A 14,731-nucleotide genomic window follows, 5' to 3' on the forward strand; every position below is an offset into this window, starting at 1 on the left:
GACTCTACGCGCCCCTCGCCTCCCGGCCAGCAACGGTCAGAACGATCCGGACACGCTCGCCGCCGCGCCCGTCCCGTCCGCCGTCACCCCCAGCGCCACGGGCGGCGCCTTCGCGGGGGAGGACACGAGGTAGAGCACCGCCCCGGTGACGACCGCCGCGCCCCCGCCCACGAGCAGCCCCGTCATGAGGTGGCTCTTGCCCACCAGCGCGTCGCGCAGCGCGACGGCCCGGGCATCCGTGCTCACCAGCCGACCGCCGTTGGCCGCGCGGCGGTCCTCCAGGCCGTTCAGGTCCTTCTGGGCCAGCAGCCGCACCACGCCCGCGCCGCCCAGCGCGGCCGCGCCCGCGCCCACCGCCACGTACGACGCCGTGCGCAGGCCCCTGCCGGGAGCGGCCGCGCCGCTGGCGCCGTCCTCCGACAGCAGGTTGGGCGCGGTGAGGTCCACGCCCGCGCCGGACGGGGCCGCCGTGCCCCGCGCGCTGCCCGCGTCCCAGGGCGCCTTGCCGTTGGCGCTGTTCATCACCACGAGGTTGGAGGGCGAGCGCCCCGTGGTCACGAAGTCCACCAGCGCGGAGAGCGCCTCTCCGGGCGCGTCCAGGCCCTGCGTCTTGAAGCCGCCCTCGCGCAGCTTCTGCCCGCCGTCGACGTTGAGCACCGTGGCGGCGAACCACTTGGGCCCGCTGCTCGGGTGCTCCAGCCGCACGACGATGACCTCCTCCACCCCCAGCGTGCCGCCCAGGCGCACCGCGTGGCTCCAGGTGCGCTCCTCGTTGCCGTCCGTCGCGGACAGGCACGGGAAGGGCGCGGCCGTCACCGACCCCTCGTAGGCCAGGTCCACCAGGAGCGGCGTGTCCGCCCCCTGCGCCTGCACCTGCCGGGGGAAGCTCACCGTGTCTCCCTTCACCAGGGTCAGGTTGTACGCCCCGGCGGGCAGCTCCAGCGTGAGCGGCGTCTGCCCCATGCCCAGGCCCTCCAGGTACACGTCCGCCGCGGGCAGCGTGGACTTCAGGGACAGCTTCACCTTGGGCGTCCGGGCCAGGTCGCGGCGCAGCTTCTCGAAGGCCTGCCGGATGGAGGGGGCGTACTGGTCCGGGTCCAGCTGGTACCTCGGCTGGAGGCGCAGCACCTGGAGGAAGGCCGCGTCGCTGTCCTTCGTCTTCCCCAGCGCCCGGTGGTTGAGCCCGTGCAGGAGCTGCGCGTGCGCGAAGAGCTTCCAGCGCGGCTCGCCCGGCGGCAGGCGGCGGATGTCGCTCAGCGCGTCGTCCAGGAGCTGGGTCGCGCGGGCGTTGCGGCCCTCGTAGAACTGGTCCTGCGCGGCGTCCAGCTGGCGCTGGAGGTCCTCGAAGGAGCGCGAGGGGGCGGGGAAGAGGCGCTCGGCGAACTCGGGGGCGCTCAGCACGCGCTGCTCCGGGCGGGCGCGGAGGGCGTCGTAGAACGCCTTGGACTGGCCGCTCAGCTCCGCGTCCCGGCAGTCGCCGCTGGAGACCACCAGCCGGTGGGGCGGCGCCGCCCGCGAGGCGGTGGCGCACAGCAGACACAGCATCAGCGCGAACGCGGATGGCTTCGGACGGAAGGGCATGGGCACGTGGGTGTGGAAGGGATGGCTGGACCGGCGATGCAGGCCGCGTTCCGTCCTCTACCGGACTGCCCACCCTCCAGGCCAGCGAGCCCCGTCGCCTGCCCCGCGGTCCCGCGCGTGGACGCCCGTCCGGATTCCGGGGCCCCTGCCTCGTCGGCTGCCCTCCGGGTGAGTCGCTGGCGTCCCGGGTGCGACGCCGGGCGTCATCCCCACCTTTTCGTCCACGAACCCAGGTCGAACGTTCGGGCCGGCGGGCCCGCCAGCAAAGGACCCCACTCCATGGATCGCATCTGGAAGCAGAAGGTCATCGTCATCACGGGCGCCTCCAGCGGCATCGGCCGGGCCACCGCGCTGCTCCTGTCGAAGAAGGGCGCCCACGTGGTCCTCGCCGCGCGCCGGGAGGACCCGCTGGAGGAGCTGGCGGCCGAGTGCGAGTCCCACGGCGTCCAGGCGCGCGTGGTGCCCACGGACGTGGCGGACGCGGCGGCCGTGCGGAAGCTGGCGGAGGCCGCGGTGGCGGCCTTCGGCCACTTCGACGGCTGGGTGAACAACGCGGGCGTCTACATGCTGGGCAGCCTGGAGGAGACGCCGGACGAGGCGTTCCGTCAGCTCATGGAGACCAACTTCTTCGGCACGGTGAGCGGCGCGCGCGTGGCGCTCGCCCAGTTCCGCCGCCAGGGCTACGGGACGCTCGTCAACGTGTCCTCCACCTTCGGCGCCGTGCCCGCGCCGTACCTGAGCGCCTACGTGGCCTCCAAGTTCGCGGTGCGCGGCTTCTCCGCGTCGCTGCGCCAGGAGCTGCTCGGGACGGGCATCGACGTGTGCACGGTGCTGCCCGCCGCCATCGACACGCCCCTGTGGCGCCACACCGCCAACTACACCGGCTGGCGCGTCCGCCCCGTGGAGCCCGTCTACACGCCGGAGCGCGTGGCCCGCACCGTCCTCCGCGTGCTGCGCCACCCCCAGGCCGAGGTCATCGTCGGCCCCGCCGGCAAGAGCTTCGCGGCCATGCACGGCCTGTTCCCCCGCGCGTTCGAGCGCACCCTGCGGGTCGGAACGGACGCGCTGCACTTCCAGGACGCGCGGCAGGGCCCCACCCCCGGCAACGTCTTCCGGCCCATGGCGGAGGGGGCCACGGCGTCCGGCGGTTACCACGGCACCGGAAAAACATGGCTGCGGCGGTTGCTGGTGGCCGGCGGGCTGGCCGCCGCGGCGGTGACGCTGCGCCGGCGTGCGGCCGAGCGCCACCTGGAGGCGCGGCTGGCCCATGCCCTGGGGGCGTGATGACCATGTTCCCACGGGCGTCCCCATGCCGGGGCGCTTCTCCGTGACGGGGCCATGACATGAACTGGGGAAGAGTCGCGCCCGCCATGAACATCGCCGTCCTCGTCAATCTGCGTGCGCGTAAAGGGACCGAGGGGATGGGCGGGCTCGTCCGAGACCTGCTCCCCCGGGCCCGGGTGGCCCTCACCCGTTCGCTGGAAGAGGCTCGGGAGTGGGTGGACCAGCTCCGCCACGACCCGCCCAGCCTGCTGCTCGCGGGTGGGGGGGACGGCACCATCACCGGCCTGCTCAACGAGCTGCGCTCGCAGGGGGTGGCCCTGCCGGCCATCGGCGTGCTGCCGCTGGGCACGGGCAACGCCTGGGCCCGCGTCACCGGGGCGCCGCGTCCGCAGGTGGCGCTGAAGCAGATCGCCGCGTACGGCGAGCGCCTGCCGCCCCTGCGTCCCTTCTCCCTGGTGCGGGTGGAGGGCCAGGTGGCGCCCTTCGCGGGCACGGGCTGGGACGCGGAGATGATCCAGGACTTCAAGAACCAGCTCGCCTCGGCCGGTCCGCTCAAGAGCGCGCAGTCCGGCCTGCGCGGCTACCTGGGCGCCATGTTCACGCGCACGGTGCCGCGCCACCTGTTCGGCGAGGGCAACCCGAACGTCTCCGTCTACAACCTGGGCGCGTCCGCGCTGACCGTCGACGCGACGGGCGCGGTGAAGCCCATCCCCAACGGCGGCGCGGGGCAGCTGCTGTACCAGGGCCCCGCGGGCGTGGCGGGCGCGGCGACGACGCCGGAGTGGGGCTTCGGCTTCAAGGCGTTCCCGTTCGCGCAGGCGGTGCCGCACCGGCTGTCCGTGCGCGTGTACGGCGCGGGCGTGCTGGAGGCCACGCGCAACATGTTCCGCCTGTGGCGCGGCGAGCACCCCATGCCGCGCATGCACGACTTCTTCGTGGAGCGCCTGCGGATGGACTTCGACCGCGACGTGCCCTTCCAGATGGGCGGCGACGTGCTGGGCATGCGCCGCTCGCTGGAGTTCGACCTGGCGGAGGAGAACGTCAACCTGGTCGACTGGCGCCGCCTGGGCCGGCTCGTCGCCGTCTAGCCGCGGTCCCCCGGACCCTCCGCGCGCGAAGGCGCTTGCTGGCACCGTGTCCTCTGGACACGATGCGGGCCGGAGGGTTTCCCCGCGTGAGCCACACCTACGAGTACCCGCGCCCGGCGGTGACGGTGGACTGCGTCGTCTTCGGGCTGGATGAAGAGGACCTCAAGGTGCTGCTCATCCAGCGCGGCGTGGAGCCCTACCAGGGCCGGTGGGCGCTGCCCGGTGGCTTCGTGCGCATGGAGGAGTCCCTGGAGGACGCCGCGCGCCGCGAGCTGGAGGAGGAGGCCGGCCTGCGCACCAGCCACCTGGAGCAGCTCTACACGTTCGGCGCGCCGGACCGGGACCCGCGGGGCCGCGTCATCACCGTGGCGTACTTCGCCCTGGTGAAGCTGTCGCAGCACCACCTCCAGGCGTCCACCGACGCGCGCGAGGCGGCGTGGTTCTCCGTCTGGGACACGCCGAAGCTCGCGTTCGACCACGCGGACGTGCTGACCACCGCGCTGCAACGGCTCAAGGGCAAGGTGCGCTACCAGCCCATCGGGTTCGAGCTGCTGCCGCCCAAGTTCACGCTGTCCCAGCTCCAGCGGCTGTACGAGACGGTGCTGGAGCGCGAGCTCGACAAGCGCAACTTCCGCAAGAAGATCCTCGCCATGGACCTCCTGGAGGAGCTGGACGAGGTGGAGCAGGACGTCTCCCACCGCGCCGCGCGCCTCTACCGGTTCGACCACAAGAAGTACAAGCAGCTCGAGAAGGCCGGCTTCAACTTCGAGCTCTGACCCCCCCACCGCCCGTCATGCCCTCGGCGCCCGCTGACAGGCCGTCCCACGTCACCTTGACTTCGTGTCATATGGACACTATGTTGGTGTCGTAGATACACGAAGACGGGCGGCGCGGGCCGCCCGCTCGCCAGCAGGTTCCCATGTCGTGCGTGCCCTTCGAGGGCCACGGGAGAGCCATGTCCACGCTGCCCTTCGATGTCGCGGTGGGTTCGGTGCAGGGCCGGGAGCACGCGCGGTCGGGGCGCAACAACCAGGACGCGGCCTGCGTCCGGCGGAGCGAGCACGGGCTGGTGGTCGTGGTGGCGGACGGCTGTGGCAGTCAGCCGTGCAGTGAGCTGGGGGCGCAGCTGGGCGCGCGGCGGCTGGCGCAGGCGGCGCAAGCGAGGCTTCAGCGGGGCGAGGCGGTGGACGGCGCTGACTTCCTGCCGGGGCTGCGCGCGGACCTGCTGGAGCTGATGGAGGGCCTGGCGTCCACGCTGGGGCGGGACGTGCTGGGGGACCTGCTCTTCACGCTGGTGGGGGCGGTGGTGACGACAACGCACACGCTCGTCTTCTCGTCGGGGGACGGGGTGTGGATGCTCAACGGCGAGGTGCACGCGCTGGGGCCGTTCCCGGGCAACGCGCCGCCGTATCTCGCGTACGCGCTGCTGCGCGGAGAGGACGTGCGGCTGGAGCCCCGGGCGCTGGTGCCCACGGACGACGTGCACGCGCTGCTGGTGGGCACGGACGGGGTGGGGGACCTGCTGGGCCTCTCGCGGGCGCGGCTGCCGGAGCGCGACGAGCCGGTGGGCCCGCTGTCGCGGTTCTGGACGGACGACCGGTACTTCACCAACCCGGACGCGGTGCGGCGGCGGCTGGCGCAGCTCAACCGCGAGTCGGTGCGCGCGGACTTCGCGGAGCGGCGGCTGCTGCGCACGCCGGGGCTGCTGACGGACGACACCACGCTGGTGGTGCTGCGCCGCCGGATGGGGAGGGCGTGAGGCCATGGACGTCTGGCTGGAGGGAAGGAAGGTCCGGTTGGAGCCGCAGCGGGCGCTGGGCAAGGGCGGCGAGGCGGATGTGTATGACCTGGGGGATGGCCGCGCGCTCAAGGTCTTCAAGCGGCCCGAGCACCCGGACTACCAGGGCCTCGCGCCCGAGCAGGCCGCGGCGAAGGCCCGGCTCGCGGAGCACCAGCGCAAGCTGCGCGCGTTCCCCACGGGCCTTCCGGCGCGCGTGGTGACGCCGCAGGCCCTGGCCACGGACAAGAAGGGCGCGGAGGTGCTGGGCTACGCGATGCGCAAGCTGGACGGCGTGGCGCCGCTGCGCCGCTGGAGCGAGCCGGCGTTCCGCCGCGCGGGAGGCAAGGCCGCCGACGCGGTGACGGTGCTGGCGGGGCTGCACCGCGTGCTGGGGGCGGTGCACGCGGCGGGCGTGGTGGTGGGGGACTTCAACGACCTGAACGTGCTGACGGTGGGCACGGACGCGTACCTCATCGACGCGGACAGCTTCCAGTTCGGCGCCTTCCTGTGTCCGGTGTTCACGGAGAGGTTCCTGGACCCGCTGCGGCTGGACGCGGGCGCGCAGGCGCTGACGCCCGCTCGGCCGGCGACGGTGGAGAGTGATTGGTATGCCTTCGCCGTCACCGTGATGCAGTCGCTGCTGTGCGTGGGGCCGCAGGGCGGCATCCACAAGCCGAAGGCGCAGGCGGCGCGGCTGAACGCGGTGGGGCGGCTGCTCCAGCGCGTCACGGTGCTCCACCCGGACGTGCAGTACCCCAGGCCCGCGCTGCCCCGGGCCACGCTGCCGGACGCGCTGCTGCACCTGTTCCACCAGGTGTTCGTGGAGGACCGGCGCGACGCCTTCCCGCTGCCGGTGCTGGAGGGGCTGCGCTTCACGGCGTGCGCGTCGTGCGGCCTGGAGCACGCGCGGGCCTCGTGCCCCACGTGCCAGCCGCACGCGACGGTGGCGGCCACGCCGGTGTCGGCGGTGCGCGGGCAGGTGACCGCGAAGCGGAAGTTCACGACCCGGGGCGTGCTGCTGCACGCGAGCGCGGAGGACGGGACGGTGCGCTTCGTCTACCACGCGGACGGCGCGTACCGGCGCGAGGACGGCCGCACGGTGATGCGCGGCGCCCTGGACCCGTCGCTGCGCTGGGAGGTGCAGGGGGACGTGACGCTGCTGGGACAGCGGGGGCGCGTGGCGGTGTTCCCGCCGGGCCAGGGGCCGGAGTACCTGGGCGTGGATGTCTGCGACCAGCGGCCGGTGTTCGCGGCCAATGCCAGACACCGGTTCTGGGCGGCGGGCGGCGGGCTGTGGCGGGACGGGACCTACGGCGCCGAGCGGTGGGGCGACGTGCTGCAAGGCCAGACGCGGCTGTTCGTGGGCCCCCGGTTCGGCCTGGGGTTCCACCGCGCGGCGGGGCTGCGAGGCGCCTTCCTGTTCAACGTGGAGCGCAAGGGCCTGCGGGACGGGCTCGCGCTGCCGTGGCCCTCCGGGCAGCTGCTGGACGCGGAGGCGGTGTTCGACGGGGACACCGTGTGGCTGCTGCTCGCGGAGGAGGCCGGCGGGCGCACGGTGCACCACGCGGTGCTGCTGGGGCCGGCCGGCGCGGTGCGCGCGAGCGCCCGGGCCGACGCGGGGGACGGTTCGTGGCTGGGGACGCTGCGCGGGAAGTGCGCCGTGGGGGGCGCGCTCTTCTGCGCCACGGACGCGGGGCTCGTGCGCGTGGAGCACCGGCAGGGCCGGCTGGAGGCGGCGCGCGAGTTCCCGGACGCGGAGCCGTTCGTGGACGCGGGCTGCGGGCTGCTGCTGTCGCGCGAGGGCTTGACGGTGGTGGGGCCTCAGGACCTCACCGTGTTGCGGATGAACTGAAACACAGACAGGGGGCTGGACATGACGAAGACGACCGCGAAGGAACTGCCGCTGCCCGGGTTCTACGACTCCAACCACGCGGCGGAGTACGGCTACGGCCCGAACGCCGGGAAGCTCCAGCGCGACGCCGGAGCGTGGAAGGCGGCGCAGGGCGTGACGGCGGCGGCCACGGACCGCTTCAACCTGCACCTGCTGCTCATCGACGTGCAGAAGGACTTCTGCTTCCCGGATGGCTCGCTGTACGTGGCGGGGCGCAGCGGGCGGGGCGCCATCGACGACAACCGCCGCATCGCGGAGTTCATCTACCGGAACCTGGGGACGCTGACGAACGTCACCGCGACGCTGGACACGCACTTCGCCTACCAGATCTTCTTCCCGTCCTTCTGGGTGGACCAGGACGACCAGCCGCTCCAGCCGTACCGCGAGGTGACTCGCGAGCAGCTCGAGCGCGGCCAGGCGAGGCCGAACCCGGCGGTGGCGAAGTGGCTGTGCGGCGGGAACTACCCGTGGCTGCTCAAGCAGGTGAAGTTCTACTGCGAGGAGCTGGAGCGCGCGGGGAAGTACACCCTCTACCTGTGGCCGCCGCACTGCCTGCTGGGCAGCGACGGGCACGCGCTGTCGGGCGTGGTGCAGGAGGCGCGGCTGTTCCACTCGTATGCGCGCGGCGTGCAGTCGTGGGTGGAGGTGAAGGGCGGCAACCCGCTGACGGAGAACTACTCGGTGCTGCGACCGGAGGTGCTGATGCGGCATGACGGCCAGCCGCTCGCGCAGCGCAACACGCAGTTCCTGAAGACGCTGCTCACCTCGGACGCGGTGGTGATTGGCGGCCAGGCCGCCAGCCACTGCGTGAAGAGCAGCATCGACGACCTGCTGGGAGAGATCGTCGCGCAGGACGCGGCGCTGGCTCGCAAGGTGTACCTGCTGACGGACTGCATGTCGTCGGTGACGGTGCCGGACGGCAAGGGCGGCTTCGCGGCGGACTTCACGCCGCAGGCGGACGCGGCGCTCAAGCGCTTCGCGGACGCGGGCATGCACCTGGTGAAGTCGACGGACCCGCTCGCGAGCTGGCCGGACCTGCACCTGGCGTGACGTCTGACCTGGGCACTCACACGAAGGGAGACACGGACATGAGCAAGGCGAACGGGACGGGGGTCACGAAGCTCTTCGAGGACGCGCACGCGGAGGGCGTGCTGAGCGCCGCGGCGCTTCAGACGCTCACGGTGGTGGACCTGGGCGCGCAGATCCAGGCGGGCCTGGGCATCCACGTGGACGACGTGCAGGCGAGCGAGGTGGTGCTGGTGACGGTGATGCCGGATGACTCCGGGAGCATCGCGCACTCGGGGCACGAGAAGACGGTGTGCGACGGGCACAACCTGGTGCTGGATGCGCTGCTGGCGAGCCAGCAGAAGGACGGTGTGCTGTTCCACACGCGCTACCTGAATGGCCACGTGCTCAATCCCTTCCGGCCGCTGGAGGACGTGGTGCGGATGCACTCCAAGAACTACTCGGCGGACAACGGGACGCCGCTGTACGACCAGGCGGTGGTGCTGCTGGGCACGGTGCTGGCGAAGGCGCAGGAGTTCAGCGGCAACGGGGTGCCGGTGCGCACGGTGACGCTGCTCATCACGGATGGCGCGGATCAGGCCTCCCAGAAGGCGCGGGCGCAGGACGTGGCGGCGCTGGTGAAGGACCTGCACCGGGTGGAGAACCACATCGTCGCGGCGATGGGCATCGACGACGGGGTGACGGACTTCCGGCGCGTGTTCCAGGAGATGGGCATCGCGGACCGCTGGATTCTCACGCCGGGGCAGAGCGCCCAGGAGATCCGCGCCGCGTTCCAGGTGTTCAGCCAGTCCGCGGTGCGCGTCAGCCAGGGCGCGGCCAGCTTCAGCCGCACGGCGCTGGGCGGCTTCGGGGCCTAGCGGGGGAGTATCCCGTGCCGGCCACCCGGGCGCGACGCCGCCGCCGCGCCGGAGGGGCCGGCGTCACGCCCGGAGGAGGCCTCCGAGCCGCTGGCGGCCCTCCGCTGGCCGCTGGTGCCGCACGCATGCTCAGGCGTCCTCGGGGGGCCGCAGACGCGACTGGATGAACTCCAGGTACTTCGCGTCGTCGCCTTCGAAGATCTCCTCGTCTCCTCCCATGTACGCGCGGGCCAGCTCGTCGGCCGCGCGGGCCTCGTCTCCCAGCTCGAAGGCGCACTGGCCGAGCCGCAGGTGGATGAAGGGATTGCCGAGCCCGCCCGGCGAGCGGACGGCCTCGCGGAAGTGCTCGCGGCACTCCTCGAAGCGTTCGAGCTGGAAGTACATGTCGCCGATGGCGGCGCGCACCCAGGTGTTCTGCGGGTGGTCGTGGGTCGGCTCGGGGAGCAGGGCGAGGGCGGCCTTGAAGTGGTTCAGGGCCTGCTCGAAGTCGCCATCGCCCGCGGCGGAGTCTCCCCGGGCGCAGAGGTCCGTGATGCGCTGGTGGGTTTCATCCGAGATCGACGTCATCGCTGCTCCGAGGCCGGGGGAGACACTCGCGGCCCTCGGAGCAGTGTAGTGGGAGACAGCCCTCGCGCACGAACCCGCGGGGCCGGGCTGGCTGATGCCCGGCGCCGCCGGCCCGCTGCGCCCCGTGTCGTGGGTCACTGTCCCCCGAAGCGGCGGCTCGCGAGCGCCGCTGGCACCGCGTGCCGGCCCGGCTCCCGATAAAGCGCATACAGCCGCCCCACGCGCGCCTCCGCCAGCCGCGCGTTGAACCAGACCGGTCCTCCCAGCCGCAGCTCGGCCTCCGGCGTCAGCCGCACCGGCCGCGCTCCTGGCGGCGGCGCTCCCAGGCCCACCAGCGGATCCCTCCGCTCCAGGAGCCTCGCCACGTTGCGCTCGCCCAGGCGGCTGTGCGTCATCGTCTCCGCCTCCAGGCCCGGCACCAGCGCCTTCAGCACGTGCACCTGCCGCCCCGGCGGCGACAGGTCCGCGACCAGGATGTCGAAGCCCGCCGCGTGCAGCTGCCGCACCACGTGGTCGCACCGCAGCGACGGGTCCTCCAGCGCGGGCGCTCGGGACAGGTCCTCGAAGCGCACCTTCTGACGGACCCCCAGCGTGCACGCCGTCAGCTCGCGCAGCTCGGAGGCCGGCAACCGCGCCCACTCCACCATCGCGTTCAGCGCGCGCGGCTCCTCCGCCTCCAGGTCCACCAGCGGCACGAAGCGGTCCATGTACTCCTGGGGCGCGACCCGGGCCACCTCGCTCAGCGGCCCGTGCATGAACACCTTGCGCGCTCGCGAGCAGGCGTACTCCAGCAGCGCCTTGCGCAGCGCCCGGTCCCGGTCCGGGTCGGCCGCCTCTCCGCAGGCCGTCACCATCAGCGGCCGCTGCCCCGCGCCCGGGTCCCGGCCCACCACGTACAGGTTCACCAGGCCGAAGTCCGTGCTGGCCAGCTTCACCAGCACCTCCACGCCCGCGCGCTGGTAGCGCTCCAGCAGCTCGCGCACGTCCGGCGGCAGGTCCACACCCTCCAGGTCCAGCGCCACGCCCTGGTCCATGGCGTGGGACATCAGCCCGTTGCCGTCGCGCTGGATGAGCTCCAGCAGGCCGTGCGCCAGCGCCTGGGGCCGCGTCAGCCCCGCGCCCAGGCCGTGGGTGATGGGCGCGATGAGCGGCGCGCGCCCCTGGAGCTGCCCGGGATGGATGGCGACGTACTCCTCCGGCACCAGCACCCGCTCGCCCGTGGACAGCCGCTGCATCTCCACCCAGACGAGCGGCAGGTCCGGCTGATACGGGCTGCCCGCGGGCAGCCCCAGCGTGAGCGGATCCGCCACCGCCGTGGGGCCTCGCGCGCGCACCAGCGCCGCGTAGCTGCCGTGAACGCGGGGCATGCGATGCATGGCGAGCGCGCAGAAGGTCCCCTCCACCAGCCCGCCCAGCGCCCCCACCCGCGCCTCCTCGTCCGTGCGGCCGTAGCCGCTGCCGTGCAGCACCGCGCCCGGCTCGTTCCCCAGGCGCAGGCTGGCGGAGGCCACCGGGATCCCCAGCCGGTCGATGGCGTCGATGCGGAACAGCTGCAGGGCGCCGGTGGTCATGGCGCGGTGATAGGCATCCAGGGCTCGGGCAATGCTCATGACAGCTCCTCCAGGGGAAGGGGGCGGGTGTGCGGCATGCCCGCGAGCAGCCGGTCGAACAGCGCCAGCGCGTGCTCGCGGGTGACACCGCGCGCGAACTCGAACGAGGTGAAGACGTTCTCGAACGGGAGCCGCTTGAGCACCGCGCGGTAGCGGCGCAGCTCGCCGTGGCTCAGCGGGATCGCGGCGTGGAGGCCCTTGTGGCACGACAGCGCCGTGGGCCTGCCCCGCGCGTCCAGGTCCACCTTCAGCGCGTCCCCGCAGAACAGCGAGCGGGTCCGCGCGTCGTACAGCACCGTCTGGCCCTCGTAGTGGCCCCCCACGCAGTGCAGCGTCAGGTCCGGCGCCAGCGCGTGCTCGTCATCCACCGGCCAGCGCACCTGGAAGGCCTTGCTGTAGGGCACCGCGTCCCGGTGCAGCACGAGCAGCGGGTCGAAGTGCTCCTGCAGCTGCCACAGCGCCCCGAAGCCGTGCGGGTGCGACGCGGACAGCACGGGGAGGCCGCCCTGCACCTCGATGAACTCCAGCGCGGACCGCGAGTACCAGGGCGCGCCCTCGAAGCCCACGTTGCCTTCGGGCCTGCGCAGGAGCCACCCCGTGGAGCCCATGCCGAAGGGCGGCGTGCAGGTGAAGCCCCAGATGCCGGGCAGCGTCTCCTCCCAGCGCGTGCTGAGCCGCTCCGACACCTGTCCCGCCGTCTGGAAGTCCCAGCCGTCGCGCGGCAGCGCGTTGCGCGCGTCCAGGCAGGTGGGGCAGCTCATGGGCTGCCCACGCGGGAAGCCCGGCTGCCACGTGCCGCAGTGGGTGCAGGCGTAGCGGGTCAGTGGCATGGCGGAAACGCCCTCCCGCCCCGCGTCGCCTGCGTCAGCAGCCCCATGAGCCGCACGTCGCGCTCCGGCGCGTAGGGCTGCGGACGGCCCTCCAGCACGCACGCGGAGAAGGCCTCCAACTGGTGGAGGCAGGGGCTGCTGTCCTCCTCTGGCGGGAGGATGATCCGCGTCTCCTGGCCCGTCCTCGCGTCGGTGAGGAACAGGGGGACGCCGGGCGTCCTGGACGCCAGCGCGCGCGCCTTCGTGCCGATGATCTCCAGCGTGCGCCGGGGGTAGGTGTCCGGGCAGTTGTAGGCCACCTGCAACACGCCCAGCGCGCCGCTCTTGAGCTGGCCCACCAGCACCGCGCCGTCGTCCACGGAGTAGCCGTGCACGCGCCGCTGCGTCAGGGCCATGAGCGACGCCCACTCGTCGCCCAGCACCACCTCCAGCAGGTCCAGGCCGTGCGGCGCCAGGTTGAACATCGCGCCGCCGCCGGCCTGCTCCGGGTCGAGGCGCCAGTCGTCCGGCGCCGGGTCCTCGGGCAGCCAGCAGGCGGAGTGGATGCGCGCCTGGGTGATGGTGCCCAGCGCGCCCTCCTTCACCAGCGTGCGCAGCCGGCGGTATGCCACGTGGTGGCGCTGGTCGAACGCGGTGGCGTAGTGCACGCCCGCTCGCTGACACGCGGCCACCATGCGCAGGCCGTCGCGCGGCGTGAGGGCCATGGGCGTCTCACACAGCACGTGCTTGCCCGCCGCCGCGCAGGCCTCCGTCATCGCCGCGTGCAGGGCGTTGGGCGTGGCGATGTAGACGGCCTGCACGTCCTTGTCCGCCAGCGCCGACCCCAGCGCGGTGTAGCGGCTCACGCCGTTCGCGGGGGCGCGCATCAGCGCCTCCGCGCTCGCGTCGCACAACGCCACCAGCCGCGCGTTGCTCGCGCCCTGGAGCGCGGGGATGACGAAGTCCCTCACCACCTGGCCACAGCCCACCACCGCCCAGCCCAGGCTCCGGGCCTTCGACTTCGCCTCGAACATGGTCACCACCTCTCCCAGGAAGGTTCAGGGCCGCACCGCGGCTTCGCGCAGGACGTCGTCGCCGAAGGTCTGGAGCGGCCCGGCGGGGAGGAGCGCCAGGTCCTCCAGGGGCTGGGGCAGGGGGCGGCCCGCCGCGCGGGCGTGGGCCTCCAGCTCCAGCGCCCGGTCCAGCGCGTCCGCGGCGTTGAAGGCGCGCGCCTCCGCCGAGTCCACGTTGCCGGTGAGCGCCAGCGCCTGCCGCACGACGCCCGCCAGCCGCTCCGGCAGCGCGGCCAGGGCCTTCTCCGTGAGGCGCCTCCTGACGGGCTCCAGCAGCTCGCCCAGCAGCGCCTCCCCTCCGGGGCCCGCGTCCGGCAGCACCGCGTTGAAGAGGTGGTGCGAGAGCCCCGCCACGAAGGGCAGGGCCGGAGACGCGCCGAAGCGCGGCGCGACGAGCACCGCGCCCACCGCCACCGCGTAGCAGTGGTCCGCGTGGCCCTCCCGCGGCGGGAGGAGGTCGCGCGGCCGGCCCGGGAGCGTGGCCCCGGCGTGGGGCTGGCGCACCAGCCGCTCCACGAACAAGGGTGGCGGCACGTGACAGGCCTCCTCGGGTGTCTGGTAGAGCGCCACGGACAGCCGCTCCCGCAGGCGCGGTTCCAGCGGCGCGGCCACCGCCTCCAGGCTCCGGTGCAGCGCTCGCGCCGCGTCCAGCGGAGACAGCCCCGCTCGCTGGAGGACGTCCATGTCCAGGCCGCCCAGCCGCACCGCCGCCACCGCGCGCGCCGTCTCCTGCAACGCCACGATGCGGGGATCCATGCCGGAGGCCAGCGCGGCCCACGCGCGGCGGAAGCCGTGCGCCGCGAGGCCGTCCGGGTGGTCCGGGGTGTGGATGCGTTTGAGGTCCACCAGCTCCGACAGGAGCGGACGGAGCTCCGCCAGCCGGCCGGGGGTCGCCGCGGCATGCGCGGGTGCGTTCATGGTTTCAGCTCCTGCTGCGTTCCGGGAGGCGCTCCACCCGTCCGCGGCGCGTGAGCTTCATCCCCGCCCCCGCCGTGGTCGCCACCGCGCCGCCCAAGCCCACCCTCGCCACTCCCAACCGCTCGTTGCCCGCCATGGATGAAGCCCTCTCCACCGTTGAGGCCCGTGCCCTCTCGACGACACTTCGCGGCGCCCCGGGGTGACGGGAGCCCGGGACTGGAGGCGCATCGGGCGCCCACTCGCTGCG

General features: G+C 73.5%; 13 protein-coding genes. 7 read left to right on the top strand and 6 right to left on the bottom strand.

Annotated elements, in window-relative coordinates:
* Positions 1-36 precede the first annotated feature (36 nt).
* Positions 37-1,581 (bottom strand): PEGA domain-containing protein, encoded by a 1,545-nt coding sequence (locus U8525_RS23910; protein ID WP_374268613.1) that lies wholly within the window; start codon positions 1,579-1,581, stop codon positions 37-39.
* A 279-nt stretch (positions 1,582-1,860) separates the two neighbouring features.
* Between U8525_RS23910 and U8525_RS23915 the strand changes: the two genes are divergently transcribed.
* From U8525_RS23915 to U8525_RS23945, 7 genes are all read left to right on the top strand, one after another.
* On the top strand, positions 1,861-2,865 hold the full coding sequence (locus U8525_RS23915) for an SDR family NAD(P)-dependent oxidoreductase (RefSeq protein WP_374268614.1): 1,005 nt from the start codon (positions 1,861-1,863) through the stop codon (positions 2,863-2,865).
* Positions 2,866-2,951: 86 nt separating this feature from the next.
* The gene (locus U8525_RS23920) at positions 2,952-3,953 is read left to right on the top strand and encodes a diacylglycerol kinase family protein (RefSeq protein WP_374268615.1); all 1,002 of its coding nucleotides are present in this window, start codon (positions 2,952-2,954) and stop codon (positions 3,951-3,953) included.
* Positions 3,954-4,039: 86 nt separating this feature from the next.
* Positions 4,040-4,729, top strand: coding sequence for an NUDIX domain-containing protein (locus U8525_RS23925; protein WP_120555557.1), 690 nt, complete (start codon positions 4,040-4,042; stop codon positions 4,727-4,729).
* A 179-nt stretch (positions 4,730-4,908) separates the two neighbouring features.
* Positions 4,909-5,712 carry a protein phosphatase 2C domain-containing protein gene (locus tag U8525_RS23930; RefSeq protein ID WP_374268616.1) on the top strand — a complete coding sequence of 268 codons (804 nt, stop codon included), beginning with the start codon at positions 4,909-4,911 and terminating at the stop codon, positions 5,710-5,712.
* A 4-nt stretch (positions 5,713-5,716) separates the two neighbouring features.
* Positions 5,717-7,585, top strand: a complete 1,869-nt coding sequence (locus U8525_RS23935) for a hypothetical protein (RefSeq protein WP_374268617.1) — start codon at positions 5,717-5,719, stop codon at positions 7,583-7,585.
* Positions 7,586-7,606: 21 nt separating this feature from the next.
* Positions 7,607-8,674: a nicotinamidase gene (locus tag U8525_RS23940; protein ID WP_374268618.1), complete on the top strand. Its 1,068-nt coding sequence runs from the start codon at positions 7,607-7,609 to the stop codon at positions 8,672-8,674.
* Between the two features lie 38 nt (positions 8,675-8,712).
* The gene (locus U8525_RS23945) at positions 8,713-9,507 is read left to right on the top strand and encodes a hypothetical protein (protein WP_374268619.1); all 795 of its coding nucleotides are present in this window, start codon (positions 8,713-8,715) and stop codon (positions 9,505-9,507) included.
* Between the two features lie 129 nt (positions 9,508-9,636).
* Here the strand turns inward: U8525_RS23945 and U8525_RS23950 are convergent, their stop codons facing one another.
* The 5 genes from U8525_RS23950 to U8525_RS23970 form a co-directional block, all read right to left on the bottom strand.
* Entirely contained in the window at positions 9,637-10,074 is a 438-nt protein-coding gene (locus U8525_RS23950; protein ID WP_374268620.1) for a tetratricopeptide repeat protein, read from the bottom strand.
* Positions 10,075-10,208: 134 nt separating this feature from the next.
* Positions 10,209-11,684: a YcaO-like family protein gene (locus U8525_RS23955; RefSeq protein WP_374268621.1), complete on the bottom strand. Its 1,476-nt coding sequence runs from the start codon at positions 11,682-11,684 to the stop codon at positions 10,209-10,211.
* Positions 11,681-12,514, bottom strand: coding sequence for a hypothetical protein (locus U8525_RS23960; RefSeq protein WP_374268622.1), 834 nt, complete (start codon positions 12,512-12,514; stop codon positions 11,681-11,683). Before U8525_RS23960 ends, U8525_RS23955 begins: the two co-directional genes overlap by 4 nt.
* Positions 12,505-13,527, bottom strand: a complete 1,023-nt coding sequence (locus U8525_RS23965; protein WP_374268623.1) for a Gfo/Idh/MocA family protein — start codon at positions 13,525-13,527, stop codon at positions 12,505-12,507. The genes U8525_RS23960 and U8525_RS23965 overlap by 10 nt, the downstream gene beginning before the upstream one ends.
* Positions 13,528-13,551: 24 nt before the next feature.
* A complete protein-coding gene (locus U8525_RS23970) occupies positions 13,552-14,484 on the bottom strand; it encodes a hypothetical protein (protein WP_374268624.1) in 933 nt (310 codons plus the stop codon).
* Positions 14,485-14,731: the final 247 nt, after the last annotated feature.

It is taken from the genome of Corallococcus sp. RDP092CA, from assembly GCF_041903675.1.
Classification (GTDB): domain Bacteria; phylum Myxococcota; class Myxococcia; order Myxococcales; family Myxococcaceae; genus Corallococcus.

Coding starts and splice junctions, on each gene's coding strand:
- U8525_RS23910 (WP_374268613.1), bottom strand. CDS start 1,581: ATGCCCTTCCGTCCGAAGCCATCCGCGTTCGCGCTGATGCTGTGTCTG.
- U8525_RS23915 (WP_374268614.1), top strand. CDS start 1,861: ATGGATCGCATCTGGAAGCAGAAGGTCATCGTCATCACGGGCGCCTCC.
- U8525_RS23920 (WP_374268615.1), top strand. CDS start 2,952: ATGAACATCGCCGTCCTCGTCAATCTGCGTGCGCGTAAAGGGACCGAG.
- U8525_RS23930 (WP_374268616.1), top strand. CDS start 4,909: ATGTCCACGCTGCCCTTCGATGTCGCGGTGGGTTCGGTGCAGGGCCGG.
- U8525_RS23935 (WP_374268617.1), top strand. CDS start 5,717: ATGGACGTCTGGCTGGAGGGAAGGAAGGTCCGGTTGGAGCCGCAGCGG.
- U8525_RS23940 (WP_374268618.1), top strand. CDS start 7,607: ATGACGAAGACGACCGCGAAGGAACTGCCGCTGCCCGGGTTCTACGAC.
- U8525_RS23945 (WP_374268619.1), top strand. CDS start 8,713: ATGAGCAAGGCGAACGGGACGGGGGTCACGAAGCTCTTCGAGGACGCG.
- U8525_RS23950 (WP_374268620.1), bottom strand. CDS start 10,074: ATGACGTCGATCTCGGATGAAACCCACCAGCGCATCACGGACCTCTGC.
- U8525_RS23955 (WP_374268621.1), bottom strand. CDS start 11,684: ATGAGCATTGCCCGAGCCCTGGATGCCTATCACCGCGCCATGACCACC.
- U8525_RS23960 (WP_374268622.1), bottom strand. CDS start 12,514: ATGCCACTGACCCGCTACGCCTGCACCCACTGCGGCACGTGGCAGCCG.
- U8525_RS23965 (WP_374268623.1), bottom strand. CDS start 13,527: ATGTTCGAGGCGAAGTCGAAGGCCCGGAGCCTGGGCTGGGCGGTGGTG.
- U8525_RS23970 (WP_374268624.1), bottom strand. CDS start 14,484: ATGAACGCACCCGCGCATGCCGCGGCGACCCCCGGCCGGCTGGCGGAG.